Annotated in this window: 15 protein-coding genes; 11 read left to right on the top strand and 4 right to left on the bottom strand. The window is 47.4% G+C overall.

All coding sequences use genetic code 11. The features are described 5' to 3' along the window. The first annotated feature begins 27 nt into the window (after positions 1-27). The 3 genes from KTQ90_RS05080 (at position 28) to KTQ90_RS05070 (ending at position 3,587) form a co-directional block, all read left to right on the top strand. The gene (locus KTQ90_RS05080) at positions 28-654 is read left to right on the top strand and encodes a deoxynucleoside kinase (RefSeq protein ID WP_217317444.1); all 627 of its coding nucleotides are present in this window, start codon (positions 28-30) and stop codon (positions 652-654) included. Positions 655-665: 11 nt separating this feature from the next. Then, positions 666-1,280, top strand: a complete 615-nt coding sequence (locus KTQ90_RS05075) for a deoxynucleoside kinase (RefSeq protein ID WP_022157417.1) — start codon at positions 666-668, stop codon at positions 1,278-1,280. Between the two features lie 87 nt (positions 1,281-1,367). Next, complete coding sequence (locus KTQ90_RS05070; RefSeq protein ID WP_217317443.1) at positions 1,368-3,587, top strand: RelA/SpoT family protein; 2,220 nt, start codon at positions 1,368-1,370, stop codon at positions 3,585-3,587. A 166-nt stretch (positions 3,588-3,753) separates the two neighbouring features. Here KTQ90_RS05070 and KTQ90_RS05065 read toward each other — a convergent pair whose 3' ends face one another. Continuing rightward, the gene (locus tag KTQ90_RS05065; RefSeq protein ID WP_254359495.1) at positions 3,754-4,347 is read right to left on the bottom strand and encodes a TetR/AcrR family transcriptional regulator; all 594 of its coding nucleotides are present in this window, start codon (positions 4,345-4,347) and stop codon (positions 3,754-3,756) included. A gap of 224 nt (positions 4,348-4,571) precedes the next feature. On the opposite strand from KTQ90_RS05065, the gene KTQ90_RS05060 reads away from it, so the two are divergent. The 3 genes from KTQ90_RS05060 (at position 4,572) to KTQ90_RS05050 (ending at position 9,620) form a co-directional block, all read left to right on the top strand. Continuing rightward, the gene (locus KTQ90_RS05060; protein ID WP_217317441.1) at positions 4,572-6,863 is read left to right on the top strand and encodes an NADP-dependent malic enzyme; all 2,292 of its coding nucleotides are present in this window, start codon (positions 4,572-4,574) and stop codon (positions 6,861-6,863) included. An 81-nt stretch (positions 6,864-6,944) separates the two neighbouring features. After that, a complete protein-coding gene (locus KTQ90_RS05055; protein ID WP_217317440.1) occupies positions 6,945-9,071 on the top strand; it encodes a Tex family protein in 2,127 nt (708 codons plus the stop codon). Positions 9,072-9,218: 147 nt separating this feature from the next. Further along, a complete protein-coding gene (locus KTQ90_RS05050) occupies positions 9,219-9,620 on the top strand; it encodes a hypothetical protein (RefSeq protein WP_217317439.1) in 402 nt (133 codons plus the stop codon). Between the two features lie 88 nt (positions 9,621-9,708). On the opposite strand, the gene KTQ90_RS05045 is transcribed toward KTQ90_RS05050, so the two are convergent. Together KTQ90_RS05045 and KTQ90_RS05040 are read right to left on the bottom strand one after the other, a co-directional pair. After that, positions 9,709-10,764: a CNNM domain-containing protein gene (locus tag KTQ90_RS05045; protein ID WP_217317438.1), complete on the bottom strand. Its 1,056-nt coding sequence runs from the start codon at positions 10,762-10,764 to the stop codon at positions 9,709-9,711. 211 nt (positions 10,765-10,975) lie between these two features. After that, positions 10,976-11,494: a methylated-DNA--[protein]-cysteine S-methyltransferase gene (locus tag KTQ90_RS05040; RefSeq protein WP_217317465.1), complete on the bottom strand. Its 519-nt coding sequence runs from the start codon at positions 11,492-11,494 to the stop codon at positions 10,976-10,978. A 219-nt stretch (positions 11,495-11,713) separates the two neighbouring features. Between KTQ90_RS05040 and KTQ90_RS05035 the strand changes: the two genes are divergently transcribed. Further along, positions 11,714-12,025 carry a hypothetical protein gene (locus KTQ90_RS05035; RefSeq protein ID WP_217317437.1) on the top strand — a complete coding sequence of 104 codons (312 nt, stop codon included), beginning with the start codon at positions 11,714-11,716 and terminating at the stop codon, positions 12,023-12,025. A gap of 49 nt (positions 12,026-12,074) precedes the next feature. On the opposite strand, the gene KTQ90_RS05030 is transcribed toward KTQ90_RS05035, so the two are convergent. After that, a complete protein-coding gene (locus KTQ90_RS05030; RefSeq protein WP_217317436.1) occupies positions 12,075-12,242 on the bottom strand; it encodes a DUF6261 family protein in 168 nt (55 codons plus the stop codon). Between the two features lie 934 nt (positions 12,243-13,176). Between KTQ90_RS05030 and KTQ90_RS05025 the strand changes: the two genes are divergently transcribed. The 4 genes from KTQ90_RS05025 (at position 13,177) to KTQ90_RS05010 (ending at position 15,787) form a co-directional block, all read left to right on the top strand. Continuing rightward, positions 13,177-13,587, top strand: a complete 411-nt coding sequence (locus tag KTQ90_RS05025; protein WP_217317435.1) for a hypothetical protein — start codon at positions 13,177-13,179, stop codon at positions 13,585-13,587. Beyond that, complete coding sequence (locus tag KTQ90_RS05020) at positions 13,584-14,420, top strand: hypothetical protein (protein ID WP_217317434.1); 837 nt, start codon at positions 13,584-13,586, stop codon at positions 14,418-14,420. Before KTQ90_RS05025 ends, KTQ90_RS05020 begins: the two co-directional genes overlap by 4 nt. A gap of 28 nt (positions 14,421-14,448) precedes the next feature. Continuing rightward, entirely contained in the window at positions 14,449-14,859 is a 411-nt protein-coding gene (locus KTQ90_RS05015) for a lipocalin family protein (protein WP_217317433.1), read from the top strand. A 142-nt stretch (positions 14,860-15,001) separates the two neighbouring features. Next, positions 15,002-15,787: a hypothetical protein gene (locus tag KTQ90_RS05010; RefSeq protein WP_217317432.1), complete on the top strand. Its 786-nt coding sequence runs from the start codon at positions 15,002-15,004 to the stop codon at positions 15,785-15,787. Positions 15,788-15,818: the final 31 nt, after the last annotated feature.

The following is a 15,818-nucleotide window of genomic DNA, read 5'->3' as shown; positions in this document are numbered from 1 at the left end:
GTTTAATCAACATACAGATCAGAACAAGTGTATATAGGAATAGCAGGAAATATTGGTTGCGGCAAGACAACGCTCACAGAGATGCTTGCGGAGCACTACCAATGGGAACCGCGGTATGAGACAGTAGTGAACAATCCGTACATGAACGACTACTACAAGGATCTGCGGCGGTGGTCGTTCGCGATGGAAGTGTTCTTTCTGAAAGAACGCTTCAAGGACGTTATCGGATTTGCGGATTCGGAGAACATCGTCATCCAGGACCGCACCCTTCATGAAGGCGTGTTCGTGTTCACGGCGAACAACTACGAGCAGGGAAACATGAGCGACAGGGACTTTGAGACGTATATGGAGCTGTACGAGATAATGATGGAGAAGGTGAAGCTGCCCGATCTGATGATTTATCTGAGAGCTTCGGTGCCACACCTTGTGGAGAACATACAGAAGCGCGGACGCGTCTACGAGCAGAAGATACCAATCGAGTATCTGCAAGGACTGAACGACCGCTACGAGGACTTTATCCTTAACAAATACAAGGGGAAGGTGCTTACGGTAGATGTGGACAAACTCGACTACAAGACGCGCCAGGAGGACTTCAGTTTCATTACGGACAAGATAGACGCTATCTTGGCAACCAATCATACTCACTCTAAATAACAGAAAGAACAATGCATATAGCTATAGCCGGAAACATTGGCAGCGGCAAGACCACCCTGACCAAGATGTTGGCAAAAAGATATAACTGGTCGCCACGTTTCGAACCCGTTGAGCACAATCCGTATCTCGACGACTTCTACAACGATATGTCGAGATGGTCGTTCAATCTGCAGATATACTTCCTGAACAAGCGCTTCAAGGAAGTGGTGGAGATAAGTCAGAGCGACAAGGACATCATTCAGGACCGCACCATCTTTGAGGACGCCTGCATCTTTGCGCCCAATCTGCACGGACAGGGATATATGTCGGACCGCGACTTCGAGAACTACTCGGATTTGTTCGACACGATGATGACGCTCGTGAAGCTGCCCGACCTTATGATATACATCCGCTCGACGGTGCCAAACCTTATCAGCCAGATAGGCAAGCGCGGACGCGAATGCGAGCAGACGATACGCATCGACTATCTGACGGGACTGAACGAGAGATACGAGGAATGGATAAAGAATTACAAGGGAAGGCTGATAATAGTGGACGGCGACACGCAGAAGTTTGAGTCGGACACGGAAGCGTTCAGAAAGATCACGGACCAGATAGACGCCATGCTCTACGGTCTGTTCAAATAAAAGTGACTATTTTGTAAGTTTTTCGGAAAATCTTCTTACCTTTGTCTTTGTATTAGACAAAATGTTTTGCACATAAACACAAAAGTTATGGGAGAAATGTTCAAATTTACAGAAGAAGAGAAGGCAGAGCTCCTTGAGATGAGCGAGCAGCTGAGGCAGCAGATGGGCGACGAATACCGTGAGGAAGACGCTGAGAAGGTGCGCGATCAGATAGAGAGCGATCTGCAGGAGAACAAGATAAAGAGAGACGTTTTCGGGCTGAACCCTATACTTATGAGTTTTCGGACCGCTCTGCTCGAGCTTGAGGAGATAGGCATGAAGCGCGACTGCGTGCTGTCGATATTGCTCTACAACAGCGTGGCGAACGAGAGTCTCACGATAGAAGAGGTAGAGACAGAATACGGCACGAGCATAGCGCATATCATCCGAGGCCTTGTACGCATTCACGAGCTATACCGCAAGTCGCCGGTGATAGAGAGCGAGAACTTTCGCAACCTTCTGCTCTCGTTCGCCGAGGACATGCGCGTGGTGCTGATTATGATATCGGAGCGCGTGGTGCTTATGCGCCATATCCGCGATACGGAGAACAACGAAGCGCAGCAGAAAGTGGCCGAAGAAGCGAGCTATCTGTATGCTCCGCTGGCACACAAGCTGGGCCTCTACAAGCTGAAGAGCGAGTTGGAAGACCTCAGCCTGAAGTATCTTGAGCACGACGCCTACTATATGATAAAGGAGAAGCTGAACGAGACGAAGCGCTCTCGCGACGCATATATAGAGAAGTTCATAAAGCCTATCGCCGAGAAGCTCGACGCCATGGGCATAAAGAGTCATATAAAAGGCAGAACGAAGAGCATACACTCGATATGGCAGAAGATGAAGAAGCAGCAATGCGGATTCGAGGGCATCTACGACCTCTTCGCTATACGCATCATCATCGACTCGCCGCTGAGCGAAGAGAAGATGCAATGCTGGCAGACCTACTCGCTCATCACCGACATGTACCAGCCTAACCCGAAGCGTCTGCGCGACTGGCTCTCGGTGCCGAAGTCGAACGGCTACGAGAGTCTGCACATAACCGTGCTCGGTCCGGAGCAGAAGTGGGTGGAGGTGCAGATACGCACCGAGCGCATGGACGAGATAGCCGAGAAAGGTCTGGCTGCGCACTGGCGCTATAAGGGCATCAAGGGCGATTCGGGCATAGACGATTGGCTCAACAACATACGAGCAGCACTCGAAGCAGGCGACAGCTTGCAGCTTATGGACCAGTTCAAGATGGATCTGTACGAAGATGAGGTGTTCGTATTCACGCCGAAAGGCGATCTGCTGAAATTTCCGAAAGGATCGACCGTGCTCGACTTCGCCTACCACATACACTCAGGCGTCGGCAACAAGTGTGTCGGCGGCAAGATAAACGGCAGGAACGTGTCGTTCAGAGAGGTGCTTCACTCGGGCGACACAATAGAGATTCTGACGCAGAACAACCAGACGCCGAAGCAGGAGTGGCTGAACATCGTGCAAAGCTCGCGTGCGAAGTCGAAGATACGCCTTGCGCTGAAGGAGCTGAAGGTGAAGGACGGAGTGTTTGCGAAAGAGATGCTCGAGCGCAAGTTCAAGAACCGAAAGATAGAGCTTGAGGAGAGCGTGCTTTACCATCTCATCTCGAAGATGGGCTTCAAGGAGACTTCCGACTTCTACAGACAACTCGTAGACGAGAAGATAGACATCAACGATGTTGTGGACGGATACATAGCCGAGAAAGAACACGGCGCAAACCAGAAGATGGGCGCTGCGATACGTTCGGCAGAAGAGTTTGTGCTTGACAAAGACAATAACGCTAACAGCTTCCGCACAAAGTCGTCAGACGACGAGCTGGTTATCGACCGCAACCTTAAAGGTGTAGACTACTCGCTGGCACAATGCTGCCATCCTATCTACGGCGACCAGATATTCGGCTTCGTGACCGTGAACGGCGGTATCAAGATACATTGTCAGGACTGTCCGAACGCCCCCGAACTGCGCAAGCGCTTCGGCTATCGAATAGTGAAAGCAAGATGGAGCGGCAAGGGAACATCGCAGTATAACATAACGCTGCGCGTAGTAGGCAACGACGACCTCGGCATCGTGAACAACATCACAAGCATCATCTCTAAGGAGCAAAAGATTGTGATGAAGTCGATAAACATCGACAGTCACGACGGACTGTTCAGCGGCAATCTGAACGTGCTGATTGACGACACGTCGAAACTCGACGCATTATTGAAGAAGCTGCGCACCGTGAAGGGAGTGAAGTCGGTTACACGTCTATAGTGAGCTTATGAATTTTGAGTTTTGAATTTTGAGTTTTGAATTGTCGGCTGCGCCGATTTTGAATTTATGAGTTGAGAGTTATGAACTGCGAATTCGTAATTCAAAATTGACCAACTCAAAATGTGCGAAGCGCACAATTCAAAATTCACAATTCAAAATTCAAAACTCATTGTCCTATCGCAGCATCCAGTTCCTTTATGCCTTTCGTTGTGCAGATGCCGCGCAGATAAAGGAATATTGTGTTGTGCATGATGGCAGTAATGCTGTAGTTCTTGTACATCTGCGTCTCCATGGCATAGTTGGCAGACGCAGAGCTTGTTTTAAGGATAATGTCGAAGTTGAGGTCGGAGCGGAAGAAACCTTCCTTCACGCCACGATGGAAGAACAGTAGAGCGTTGTTGTGTCGCTCTGCATTCTGCTTCTCGAGATACTCTACGACCTGCTTGTACTTGCGCAGTTCTACGAGGAACAAAGGCGACACGTCGGCAATGTCAAGCAGCTTTTTTTTGTAGAACTCGATGATGATATCCATCACATTATGGTTTTTGTCCTGACTATACTGCACCATGTGGTCGTTGAACTCCTGCTCGTGTATGCGCACCGCCTCAAGCAGAAGTTCCTCCTTATTGGAATAAATCTCATACAACGTGCGTTTGGATATGGCAAGTGTGTTGGCTATGTCGTCCATCTTTACCGACTTGACGCCCTTGTGCAAGAATTCGGTCATGGCAGCCTTCAGAATCCTGTTGCGCAATTCCAATTTATAGCATGTTTGAGAACTTCCCTTGTACATAGAAAACTATTTATAATCTGATGAATATCGTTATAATTTTCCGCAAAAGTATAAAAAAACTTTCAAAGAGCTGCGAGTTTTTATATTATTTTAAACAAAACGTGCGAAACAATTTTTTAACCGATGCCATTAATCCAAGCTTTTTCAGTAACTTTGCGGTGAAATTCTATATCTAATAATTATTTAATACAATGGTTAAAATCACAAAAGAAAGTGCATTGGAGTATCACGAAAGTGGACGTCCTGGCAAAATTGAGGTGAAGCCGACAAAGCCTTACCACACCCAGACCGACCTTAGTTTGGCGTATTCTCCTGGTGTAGCTTTCCCGTGTCTTGAGATTCAGCAGAATCCGGACGATGTGTATAAGTACACAGACAAAGGCAATCTTGTCGCTGTGATTTCAAACGGCACCGCCGTGTTAGGTCTTGGCGACATTGGAGCAATGAGCGGCAAGCCAGTTATGGAAGGCAAAGGCCTGCTCTTTAAGATATATGGCGGCATCGATGTGTTCGACATCGAGGTTGCCGAGAAAGATCCGGAGAAGTTCTGCGAGGCAGTAGAGAAGATTGCGCCTACCTTCGGCGGCATCAACCTTGAGGACATCAAAGCTCCTGAGTGCTTCTACATCGAAGAGCGTCTGAAGAAGACCCTCGACATCCCCGTGATGCACGACGACCAGCACGGCACAGCCATCATCTCGGCAGCCGGCTTGAAGAATGCGCTTGAGGTAGCCGGCAAGAACATCGCCGACGTAAAGATTGTTGTAAACGGAGCAGGAGCAGCCGCCATCAGCTGCACTAAACTGTACGTAGCGCTTGGCGCAAAAGTAGAGAATATCGTGATGCTCGACTCTAAGGGTGTTATCACCGCCGACCGTCAGAACTTCACTCCGCAGAAAGCCCTGTTCGCCACAAAGCGCACCGACGTACACACCCTTGAGGAAGCCGTGAAGGGCGCCGACGTGTTCGTCGGACTCTCTAAGGGCAACGTGCTCTCGCAGGATATGATCCGCTCTATGGCAGACCAGCCTATCGTGTTCGCCCTTGCCAACCCCGTGCCCGAGATTAGCTACGAGGACGCAATGGCAAGTCGTCCCGACGTGCTCATGTCTACTGGCCGAAGCGACTATCCCAACCAGATTAACAACGTAATCGGTTTCCCGTACATCTTCCGTGGAGCCCTCGACGTTCACGCCAAGGCTATCAACGAGGAGATGAAGATGGCTGCCGTTCATGCCATTGCCGACCTCGCAAAGCAGCCTGTGCCCGATATCGTGAACGAGGTATATCATGTTAACGACCTCACGTTCGGTCCGAAATACTTCATCCCGAAACCCGTCGACCCTCGTCTTATCACAGAGGTGAGTGCGGCTGTTGCCAAGGCTGCAATGGAGAGTGGAGTAGCACGCAAGACCATCACTGACTGGGACGCCTACAAGAAGAATCTTATGCAGCTGCTGGGTCAGGAGACAAAGCTCACACGCAACCTCCACGATACAGCCCGTCTGCATCCGCAGCGCGTAGTGTTCGCCGAGGGCGGTCACCCGTCTATGATGAAGGCAGCCGTTCAGGCACGCCTTGAGGGCATCTGCCATCCGGTACTTCTCGGCAATCCCGACCGTCTGCAGCGCTTGGCACAGCGTCTGAAGCTGAGTCTTGAGGGCATCGACATCGTAGACATGCGTGCCGACCAGGAGCAGGGCCGCCGTGCCACATACGCCAAGCATCTCGCCAAGAAGCGTGCGCGCCAGGGCTACACCTTCGAGGAGGCATACGACAAGATGTACGAGCGCAACTACTTCGGTATGATGATGGTAGAGACGGGCGACGCCGACGCGTTCATCACCGGTCTTTACACCAAGTATTCGAATACCATTAAGGTAGCCAAGGAGGTGATCGGCATCCGCGACGAGTACAGCACATTCGCCACAATGCACATCCTCAACACCAAGAAGGGCGTGTTCTTCATCTCAGATACGCTCATCAACCGTCACCCAGACGAGCATATCCTTGCCGACGTGGCACGCCTCACGGCCCACACCGTGCGTTTCTTCAACGAGGAGCCGAAGATAGCCATGATAAGCTACTCAAACTTCGGTACAGACGAGATTGGCAGTCCGGTGAAGGTGCATGCAGCTGTCGACGAGTTGCAGCGCCGCTTCCCCGATATGTGCATCGACGGCGAGATGCAGGTCAACTTTGCGCTGAACAAGCAGCTGCGCGACGACAAGTATCCGTTCACACGCCTTAAGGGCAAGGACGTCAACACGCTCGTCTTCCCGAACATGAGCAGCGCTCAGAGCAGCTACAAGATGCTGCAGGCGCTCGACCCCGATGCCGAAATCATTGGCCCGATTCAGATGGGCTTGAACAAGCCGATCCACTTCACCGACTTCGAAAGCTCGGTACGCGACATTGTGAACATCACAGCCGTTGCGGTTATCGACGCCTACGTAGCCAAGAAGATTAACAAACAGAAATAAGCCGTATATACTTATTTTCAGAAAAGAGGTTATGGCTCTCCAGTCATAACCTCTTGTTGTATCTGCATAAACACAAGCAAGATGAATACATTCACACCAATCATATCCGAGGCACTTGGTCTGCCGCAGCGCGGAGTGGAGAACACGTTGCAGCTGCTCGACGAGAACTGCACCATTCCGTTCATCAGTCGCTACCGCAAGGAGATGACCGGCAATATGGACGAGGTGCAGGTGTCGGACATAGCGCTCATGCGCGAGAAGCTCACCGACATCGCCAAGCGCAAGGAGACCATTCTTTCTACCATCGAGAGCCAGGGCAAGCTCTCCGATGATCTGCGCAAGCGCATCGACAACTGCTGGACGCTCTCCGAGCTCGAAGACATCTACCTGCCCTACAAGCCGAAGCGCCGCACAAAGGCAGACATAGCCCGACAGAACGGACTCGAACCCCTCGCCAACGCCATCCTTCTGCAGCTCGACAAGAGCATTTCACGCACAGCCGAACGCTTCGTGAAGGGCGAGGTGAAGTCGGTGGCAGAAGCGCTTGAGGGCGCAAAGTTCATAATAGCCGAAGCCGTCAACGAGAACGAGAGCGTGCGCAAGGCGGTCAGAGCTATCTACCGACGCGAGGCTGTCATCTCCTCAAAGGCTGTAAAGGCGAAGGCTGATGCCGAGGAAGCGCAGAAATACCGCGACTACTTCGACTTCTCTGAGTCGCTCCGCCGCTGCTCTTCCCATCGCCTTCTTGCCATGCGTCGCGGCGAGCGCGAAGGCTTCCTCAAGGTGAGCATCTCTGCCGACGACGAGGCATGCAAGCAGAAGATAAAGGCGCAGTACGTGCGTGGCTACGGCGAGTGCAGCAAGCTGGTAGGCGAGGCTGCCGACGACGCCTTCAAGCGTCTGTTGAAGCCTTCGATAGAGACCGAGTTCTCTGTGTCGAGCAAGCAGACCGCCGACCAGGAGGCTATAGGCGTGTTCGCCGAGAACCTGCGTCAGCTCCTCCTCGCCGCTCCGCTCGGACAGAAGCGTGTAATGGGCGTTGACCCGGGTTTCAGAACGGGCTGCAAGGTGGTTTGTCTCGACGCCCAGGGCACGCTCCTCCACTTTGAAGCTATTTATCCGCATCCGCCAAAGAGCGATACGCGTGGCGCAGCACGCCAGGTGTTGGGCATGGTGGAGAAATACGGTATAGAGGCGATTGCCGTGGGTAATGGTACGGCAAGCAGAGAGACGTCGGCTTTCCTAAAGGAGATTGGTCTTGACCCGAAGATACATGTCTTCGTGGTGAGCGAGGACGGCGCTTCGGTTTATTCGGCTTCGGAGGTTGCGCGTGAGGAATTTCCGAAGGAGGATGTGACGGTGCGTGGAGCGGTATCTATCGGACGACGCCTTATGGACCCGCTTGCAGAGCTTGTGAAGATTGACCCGAAGAGCATCGGCGTCGGACAGTATCAGCACGATGTGGACCAGACGGAGCTGAAGAAGTCGCTCGATATGGTTGTGGAGTCGTGTGTGAATACGGTGGGCGTCAACCTCAACACAGCCAGCCGCCACCTGCTCACCTACGTCAGCGGACTGAACGCCACTACGGCTAAGAATATCGTACTCTACAGAGAGCAGAACGGTCCTTTCCGCTCGCGTGCCGAACTGAAGAAGGTGCCGCGACTCGGACCGGCAACTTTCGTCCAGTGTGCCGGCTTCCTGCGCATACCCGACGCCAAGAATCCGCTCGACAACAGCGCCGTGCATCCCGAGAGCTACGACATCGTGAAGCGCATGGCTGAGGACAAGGGCTGCACCGTGCAGCAGCTCATAGCCGACAAAGACCTGCAGAAGACCATAAAGCTCGACCGCTACGTCACTCCTGCTGTCGGCATGCCTACGCTTACCGACATCATGGCTGAGCTGCAGCGACCGGGACGCGACCCGCGTGCTGCGGTTGAGGTGTTCGAGTTCGACCCGCGTGTGCATGAGATTGGCGACTTGCAGGTGGGTATGCTTCTGCCGGGTATCGTGACGAACATCACAAACTTCGGAGCATTCGTCGACGTCGGCGTGCATCAGGACGGATTGGTGCATATCTCGCAGCTTGCTGATCGGTATGTGAAGGATCCGAACGACGTCGTAAAGCTCCATCAGCACGTTGTGGTGCGTGTGACGGAAGTGGACTGCAAGCGCCAGCGTATTTCGCTGTCGATGAAGGAGTAGTGGGCGTGGCATCCTTGCTATACCCACGCATCCACACTGTAGGAGGCTACGGCATTCCTGCCGTAGCCATTGCAAGCAGTTGTAACGAAATGTTATAGTTTTGACTCACCCTCATTTTTATCAGTAATTTTAAATTTAAGAAACAGAATGAAATCGATATTGTTTATTGCTGCGTGCATCGTAGCCTCTGGCTTTGCTCTCACAAGTTGCCGCTTCGCATCCTCGCCTAATTTGGGCGATACGGTTGCGGCTTCGGTATTTGAGCCTGCCGACACGGCTTTGATTAACAAGAAGGCACGCGCAAAGGCTGCCGATACTACGTTTGTAGCCGACAGCGTGGGACTCTACTACATCGGTAGCGGATCTACCCGAGAGTTCATACAGCTTGTGTCCTATCCCTCACGCCGCGACACCACCGTCTATGGCAAGACACGACACATACGCGTAAAAGGCTCTGCCGAGATTAACAACGTGGTAAGAGTGAAATACTACTTGCTTAACGGAAAAGACTCGCTCGTGAAGGAGGTGGAACAGGTGAAGATACCATAGTTACAGCAGCGTGGTAACGGTATTACCTTTGCGCGGTAACGCTATTACCACGCTGCTGTAATGATGTTTTCGGTGCGCGGTAATCTGATTAAATGCCCGAATGTGTGCCAAAACATGATGAAGCGTTAAACCTTCTGCGTGACTTCTCTTTGGCGAAAGCCTGCATGTCAACAGCCACGTCATCCTCGTCCACGATTTCGACGCCGGTCATGGTTTCTATGATGTCTTCCATCGACACCACGCCACGTAGGCAGCCGTATTCGTCGAGGATGATGGAGATGTGCTCGCGCTTCTCCAGCATCTTTTCCCATATCTGATATACCGAATCGTCTTCGTTGAAGGAAAGAATCGGGCGCATGAGGTCGGAGAGTTTGGTATCGAACTTATCTTCTGATAACTCCTTCAGCACCATGTCTTTCAGCACATAGCCGATGATGTAATCCTTGCTGTTGTCGTATACCGGTATGCGTGAGAAGTTCCATGTCTGCTGCTCGTAGAACTCCTTGATGGTAAGGTTCACGTTGGCAGATTCTACTACAATGGATGGAGTCATCACCTCGCGTGCCTTCACACTCGCCAGACGGATGCAACTCTTTATTATTTTGCTTTCCGATTCGCGGAAGATGCCCTCCGTTGTGCCTACGTCAACCATCGCCGACACTTCTTCGCGGCTCACAGAAGCCTGATGATTCTTCGGAGTGAACAACTTTGTGATTAGTTCTGAGAGCAGAACCAGCGGGTAGGTGATGAAGATGAGCACGCGGATGATCTTGGTAGAAGGCATGGCGAGCGAACGCCAGTAGGATGCTCCGATAGTCTTGGGGATGATTTCGGAAAGCACAAGAATCAACAGCGTGAGAATGGCTGATATCAGTCCGAAGTATTCTTCGCCGAAGAGCTTCATCGACTCGGCGCCGACACCTGCCGAACCGATGGTGTGCGCAATGGTGTTGAGCGAAAGGATTGCGCCTACCGGGCGGTCTACGTTGTTCTTATACTGTTTCATCAAAGCGGCAGTCTTATTGCCGCCGGTTTCCTTCATCGAGATGAACGACATAGGAGTGGATAGGAGTACCGCCTCAAGGACGGAACATAAAAAGGATAGTGACAGAGCACCTAAAAAATATAATATGATTAAGCCCATTAAATATATGATTCGTTAATAATAAGTTGTCTGCAAAAGGGGTGTTTAGACGACTTACTATAAACGAAGGGCGTTATGGTGTATGTATAATCGATGTGTCATTTACTGCACAAAGATATCTATTTTGCAATAATCATGACGTTCGGAGGCTAAAACATTGCGAATATTTAACTAAAAGGCTTCGGCTTTTATAAAGTTTTTACTATCTCACTTATAATACAATTGTCTCCACACCAAGCAACATTTTCTTTGCCTCCAATCCTCCCGCATAGCCTGTCAGTGAATGGTCGCTGCCTATTACTCGATGACAAGGGATCAGGATGCTGATGCCGTTCGCGCCTATGGCTCCAGCCACGGCTCTTACGGCCTTGGGCTTGCCGATGTATCGCGCTATATCCTTATAACTCTTTGTCGCTCCGTACGGAATGTCGAGCAAAGCGTTCCACACTTCATTCTGAAAATCAGTACCCGTCAGTTGTAACTGTATGTCGAAAGCCTTGCGCTTGCCGGCAAAGTATTCGTCGAGTTGTCTTTTGGTCTCTTCCAAGACAGAGGTTGTCCCAGTCTTGAAAGAAACATTCATGCCCCTTGTCAGTCTACGCATGTTGCGCTCTGCAAAAGGATTGTCGCTCCAATCGCAAAGGCATAGACTGTCAGCGAAAGAAGCCAAGACCAATCGGCCGCATGGCGAGTCGTAATACTGGATGTTTATTTGCTTTCTGTTGTTCATCATAATTCTCTTGCACTTACATGTGAAGTCTTTCCAGACTGTCAATTTTCCAATAACCAATTCTTCGGCTTATCGTTGGCGCCTTACGTATTGCCGCAGATATCCTGAGACACAGCTTATCTTATACAAAGATACATTTTATATTTACGCAAGAACATGTTTTTTGTAAATTTGTATAGTAAAAAGAAAACAAACAGGAACAATTAAGATCTTATAGAAATGGCAAAAACGATAGAAATCCAGCTTGAAAAGAGCCGTACGTTCGTGAAAGGCGTGAAGCGACACATCAGCGAAATTGGTGAGCGTGGAGTGACGAACGAAGAAGTAGCTAAATTTGAGAATAATCTCTCAATACTCAAACAGCAAAGTGCAGAGGTTGACAAGATACGTGCTGAACTTAGTGAAAAGGTGAAGCACATGAACGCAACCTTTATGACTGTCAAGGAGACTTATAGCGAGACCAAGAAGGTCATCAAAGGCTATTATCCGCAGGAGCGCTGGATAGACTATGGCGTTCCAGACAAGCGATAGCGGAGTGGTAAATCTGTTATGGCAAAACTGGCGAGGTGGCTCAATTGGATTAGAGCAGGTGTCTACGAAGTACCTCCTTGATGTGTTGCGTCAGTACCTTTGCTGCTTTTGCCATGTTCTCCACAGACAAATTCTTGAAGCCATTAACTGCCTTTTTGTAACCGCTGTAAAGTCCGTCACGCTCAGCATCGGCTGTAGCGATGTCATCTGTCAGCATACTTTTTTGCGAGATTTTCAAGTCTTCATCCTTTTGCTCCATGGCAGCCTTTAGCGAGACAATCTGTGCGCTGAGCTTACTCTTTAATTCGCATCGGCCTCAGCACGTGCCAACACATTTGAAATGAACAGAAAATGTGCGCCGTTGTTTAGATGCTCCAAGCTAAGAGTTCCAATTTCGCTTGTAGTTTGATAAAAGGTTTAAGATGAATACTGTGGAAACTCCGTTTTCTGTTGCGTTAAATAGATTGTTTATGCCATCTCTATGTTGTTTCCGATAATAATTATCATAGAATCAGCCGTGCACGTTGTTTCCTTACTCGCTCCTTTGGGTTTGGTCGCAAAAACAGCGTTTCTTGCACCATTCCGTATGAAGTAATGCAAGAAACGCTGTTTCTGCCGTCTTCCGATAATGAATTATACAATCTTCATGCCACAAACCTTTACCGACACATTTCATGTCATCGTTGATACGGTTTCTTGTATCATGCACTATGGTTTTGACATATTGGCTGATGTTTTTGGTAATTATAGTAGCATAATTAGACAAAAATTTCAGTTTTTACGAAATCGATAACAAATAATGTCTTTATTCTTATTGATTTTTAGTAACTTTGCTGCGCATTCGCAATAAATGCGTTTGCAAACATACATAAGGCGTCGTCAACGCTTTGCTCATTGATCATTCTGAACGTAGGAAATTCAAATTGGTTATCAATGACATTGCAGAGAAGGTGTCACGGGTAGGTTGTATTATCAACCCTCGTAGTGTGCCAAGGAGGATTAACCTCATCGGCACACTTTTGGGGGGTACGTATAACTTTCAACGTGAGATTCTATCTGTTCGTCATTAACCATAGGTTTCCTACGACCTTGAATGAGTGGCGAGCAAGTGTAGAGTCTCACGTTTTTGCGTTTAACAAAAAGATAAAACAATGAAAAAGTTTTTGATATTAATTCCTATAATCCTCTTTTCGATTGCAGGATTTGCCCAGAACACTCTGAACATTCACCAAAAAGAAGGAGAGATATTCTGTTGTGATTTTTTAGACAAGCCAATAGTTACTTATGAAGGAAACACATTAAAGGTTTCTACAAAAACTGTTTCTATTGAATTCCCATTAACCGAACTTGAAAAGCTATCTTTTGAAGACGAATTAACAGACATAAAATTACAACATATTGAAAGGGAAAGTAACGATATTCTCATATATAATGAAAAAGGTGTACTTCTAAAAAGGATACACAATGATTCTGGAATATCAGAAAACAATTTTTTAGAAATTCCTAAGGGAATTTATATAATCAAGAAAGGCGATACAACTTTTAAAGTATTAAAAAAATGAAAAGAATAGTAGCTTTATTTTTTGCTTTTGTTTCAACCATTATTTGCTCAAATGCACAAAATGCACAAATGCAAATTAATTTTGTCGATGGTAAGGTTATGGAAATTCCAGTTCCTTTAATCGATAATATCACATGGAGTATTAACAATTCAGAACCGATAAAACCAGACAATACCCCCAATGGCGTAACTGCAATTGATCTTGGATTGCCATCAGGAACAAAATGGGCAAATATGAATATCGGTGCCAAAAGCATATCTTCCTATGGAGATTATTTTGCATGGGCAGAAACCAAAGGTAGTCAGGAGGGAAAAACCAATTTCACAGAAAAGGACTACAAATATTACATGGAAAGCACTACTGAAACAACAGACGAAGATGGATTTCTTATTGAAATAACAAAGAAAGGGTACACAAAGTACGTTACTGATGATAAATCAGGATATGATGGTTTTCGCGATGATAAAGTTACATTAGAATTAGAAGATGATGCTGCTTATGAGAATTGGGGTGGCAAATGGCGTATGCCTACAATTGAAGAGTTTGAAGAATTACGTGATAAATGTACATGGAAATGGGCTTTAATGAAAAGTAATTACGGCTATAAAATAACGGGACCAAATGGTAATTATATTTTCCTTCCAGCAGCAGGTGGTTATGTTAATACTGGAATAGGCGAGACAGACAAAACCTGCAGCTATTGGACATGTTCTCTCTCAAACTGGTACTCTAATGCATATTTTACCAGCTTTCATGCTGAAAACGATTTGAACTTTTATGATACAGGTACTCGTCATATAGGTCGATCAATTCGTCCTGTATGTCATGAATAAAAACGCAAGTAGATCAAAATAATAAAATATGGAAACAAACAAAATTTGGAGCATCTTAGCGATGCTCGTAATGTCAGTAACAGTTATGTTTTTCACGTCATGTAGTAGTGATGATGACGGAGACGGCAGCAAAGACATCAATGTGCAAGAAGTAGTTGGAATTTGGACATGTACCGCAAGTACAGATAAAGTGGATGGTAAATCTATAACCGGTTATATGGTTGTGGAGTCTATTACTATCAGTGAGGATGGAAAGTTCTCTTCTACTGCAAGCTCTATAGGCAATGGCACATGGAAGCTTGACGGTAATAAAATGTCAGCTAAGAACACGTATGGTAACACTTTCAGCGCAACGATTGTTGTTAGTGGTAATAAGATGAAATGGAACGGAACTTCAAGTCTGGACGTTAGCTTTAACTATACATGGGAGAAAAAATAAATTCTTGCAAATAGATAGCAATAAAGATTGACGTCACTGTTGCAGATTTGCAACGGTGGCGTTTTAAAATTTAAAGTGGGACAGGTGAGTTTGCATGAGACTAATGTTCATTAATTGTGTAATAACTTAAAACTGAGATATAATGACAGAAGACGAAAAAAAAGAGTTTGAGGAATTCTTAGAATGGAAGGCCGAAAAGAAACGCCAAGAGGAAGAAACTAGCGTGAAACAAGAAGAGGAAGAAAGACAAGTTAAAGCTAACATTCAAATGCCTCAAGTAGAAGATAAGAAACGTATGGAATTTGATAATGGACAAGTTCCTTATTCTTCAAATATTAATGATAATAAAAGTAACAATCCAGATGGGGGGAAAACATCCTTCCCATGTGCTTTTGTATTACTATTTTCTGTGATTATTTTTGCATTTTGTATTTGTTTACTAAGAGATTGCTCTGATAATTATAAAACGACTTCTAATAATACTGAGTCAACTTCAAATAGTGAGACCGATAAAAAAGATGATTCTCTCGCTACCATAGCTGCTGCAGAAAAAAAGAGTCAGGATAGTCTAAAGAGAGCTAAGAGAATAGACCTGTTAAAAAATACGATAAAGATAAAGAAGGCTTATCTATCATCTCCTAATAGTGCTGGCGGTGTAGACGCTCATCTTGTATGGAAGAATGTATCTAATAAGACTATAAAATATTTAAACTGGAGTGGCTATCCTATAAATGCAGTGGGTGATCCAGTTTCATGTGAAGCTCGTGGAACCATTGAAGGTGGTGGTAAGGTTACTGGCCCTATAAAGCCAGGAGCGACTTATGGTTACGGAACATATTGGGATTGTCTTTGGTACAATTCATGCATTAAAATAGATAAAACATCCACCATTAGTGGTTCTGGAACTTTAACCCAAATCGGTCATTAGGATTTCTCTGTGTCGTACGGCAAAGAGAAAT

Source organism: Leyella stercorea (genome assembly GCF_019052365.1).
Taxonomy (GTDB): Bacteria; Bacteroidota; Bacteroidia; order Bacteroidales; family Bacteroidaceae; genus Prevotella.
The sequence above is the reverse complement of the archived record's forward strand: the minus strand, read 5'-3'. Positions and strand labels throughout refer to the sequence as shown.

What these genes read in the sequence shown, in the direction of transcription:
- KTQ90_RS05035 (WP_217317437.1), top strand. Translation starts at nt 11,714, where the DNA reads ATGGCAAAAACGATAGAAATCCAGCTTGAAAAGAGCCGTACGTTCGTG.
- KTQ90_RS05050 (WP_217317439.1), top strand. Translation starts at nt 9,219, where the DNA reads ATGAAATCGATATTGTTTATTGCTGCGTGCATCGTAGCCTCTGGCTTT.
- KTQ90_RS05025 (WP_217317435.1), top strand. Translation starts at nt 13,177, where the DNA reads ATGAAAAAGTTTTTGATATTAATTCCTATAATCCTCTTTTCGATTGCA.
- KTQ90_RS05045 (WP_217317438.1), bottom strand. Translation starts at nt 10,764, where the DNA reads ATGGGCTTAATCATATTATATTTTTTAGGTGCTCTGTCACTATCCTTT.
- KTQ90_RS05010 (WP_217317432.1), top strand. Translation starts at nt 15,002, where the DNA reads ATGACAGAAGACGAAAAAAAAGAGTTTGAGGAATTCTTAGAATGGAAG.
- KTQ90_RS05070 (WP_217317443.1), top strand. Translation starts at nt 1,368, where the DNA reads ATGGGAGAAATGTTCAAATTTACAGAAGAAGAGAAGGCAGAGCTCCTT.
- KTQ90_RS05020 (WP_217317434.1), top strand. Translation starts at nt 13,584, where the DNA reads ATGAAAAGAATAGTAGCTTTATTTTTTGCTTTTGTTTCAACCATTATT.
- KTQ90_RS05055 (WP_217317440.1), top strand. Translation starts at nt 6,945, where the DNA reads ATGAATACATTCACACCAATCATATCCGAGGCACTTGGTCTGCCGCAG.
- KTQ90_RS05060 (WP_217317441.1), top strand. Translation starts at nt 4,572, where the DNA reads ATGGTTAAAATCACAAAAGAAAGTGCATTGGAGTATCACGAAAGTGGA.
- KTQ90_RS05040 (WP_217317465.1), bottom strand. Translation starts at nt 11,494, where the DNA reads ATGAACAACAGAAAGCAAATAAACATCCAGTATTACGACTCGCCATGC.
- KTQ90_RS05030 (WP_217317436.1), bottom strand. Translation starts at nt 12,242, where the DNA reads ATGCTGACAGATGACATCGCTACAGCCGATGCTGAGCGTGACGGACTT.
- KTQ90_RS05015 (WP_217317433.1), top strand. Translation starts at nt 14,449, where the DNA reads ATGGAAACAAACAAAATTTGGAGCATCTTAGCGATGCTCGTAATGTCA.
- KTQ90_RS05075 (WP_022157417.1), top strand. Translation starts at nt 666, where the DNA reads ATGCATATAGCTATAGCCGGAAACATTGGCAGCGGCAAGACCACCCTG.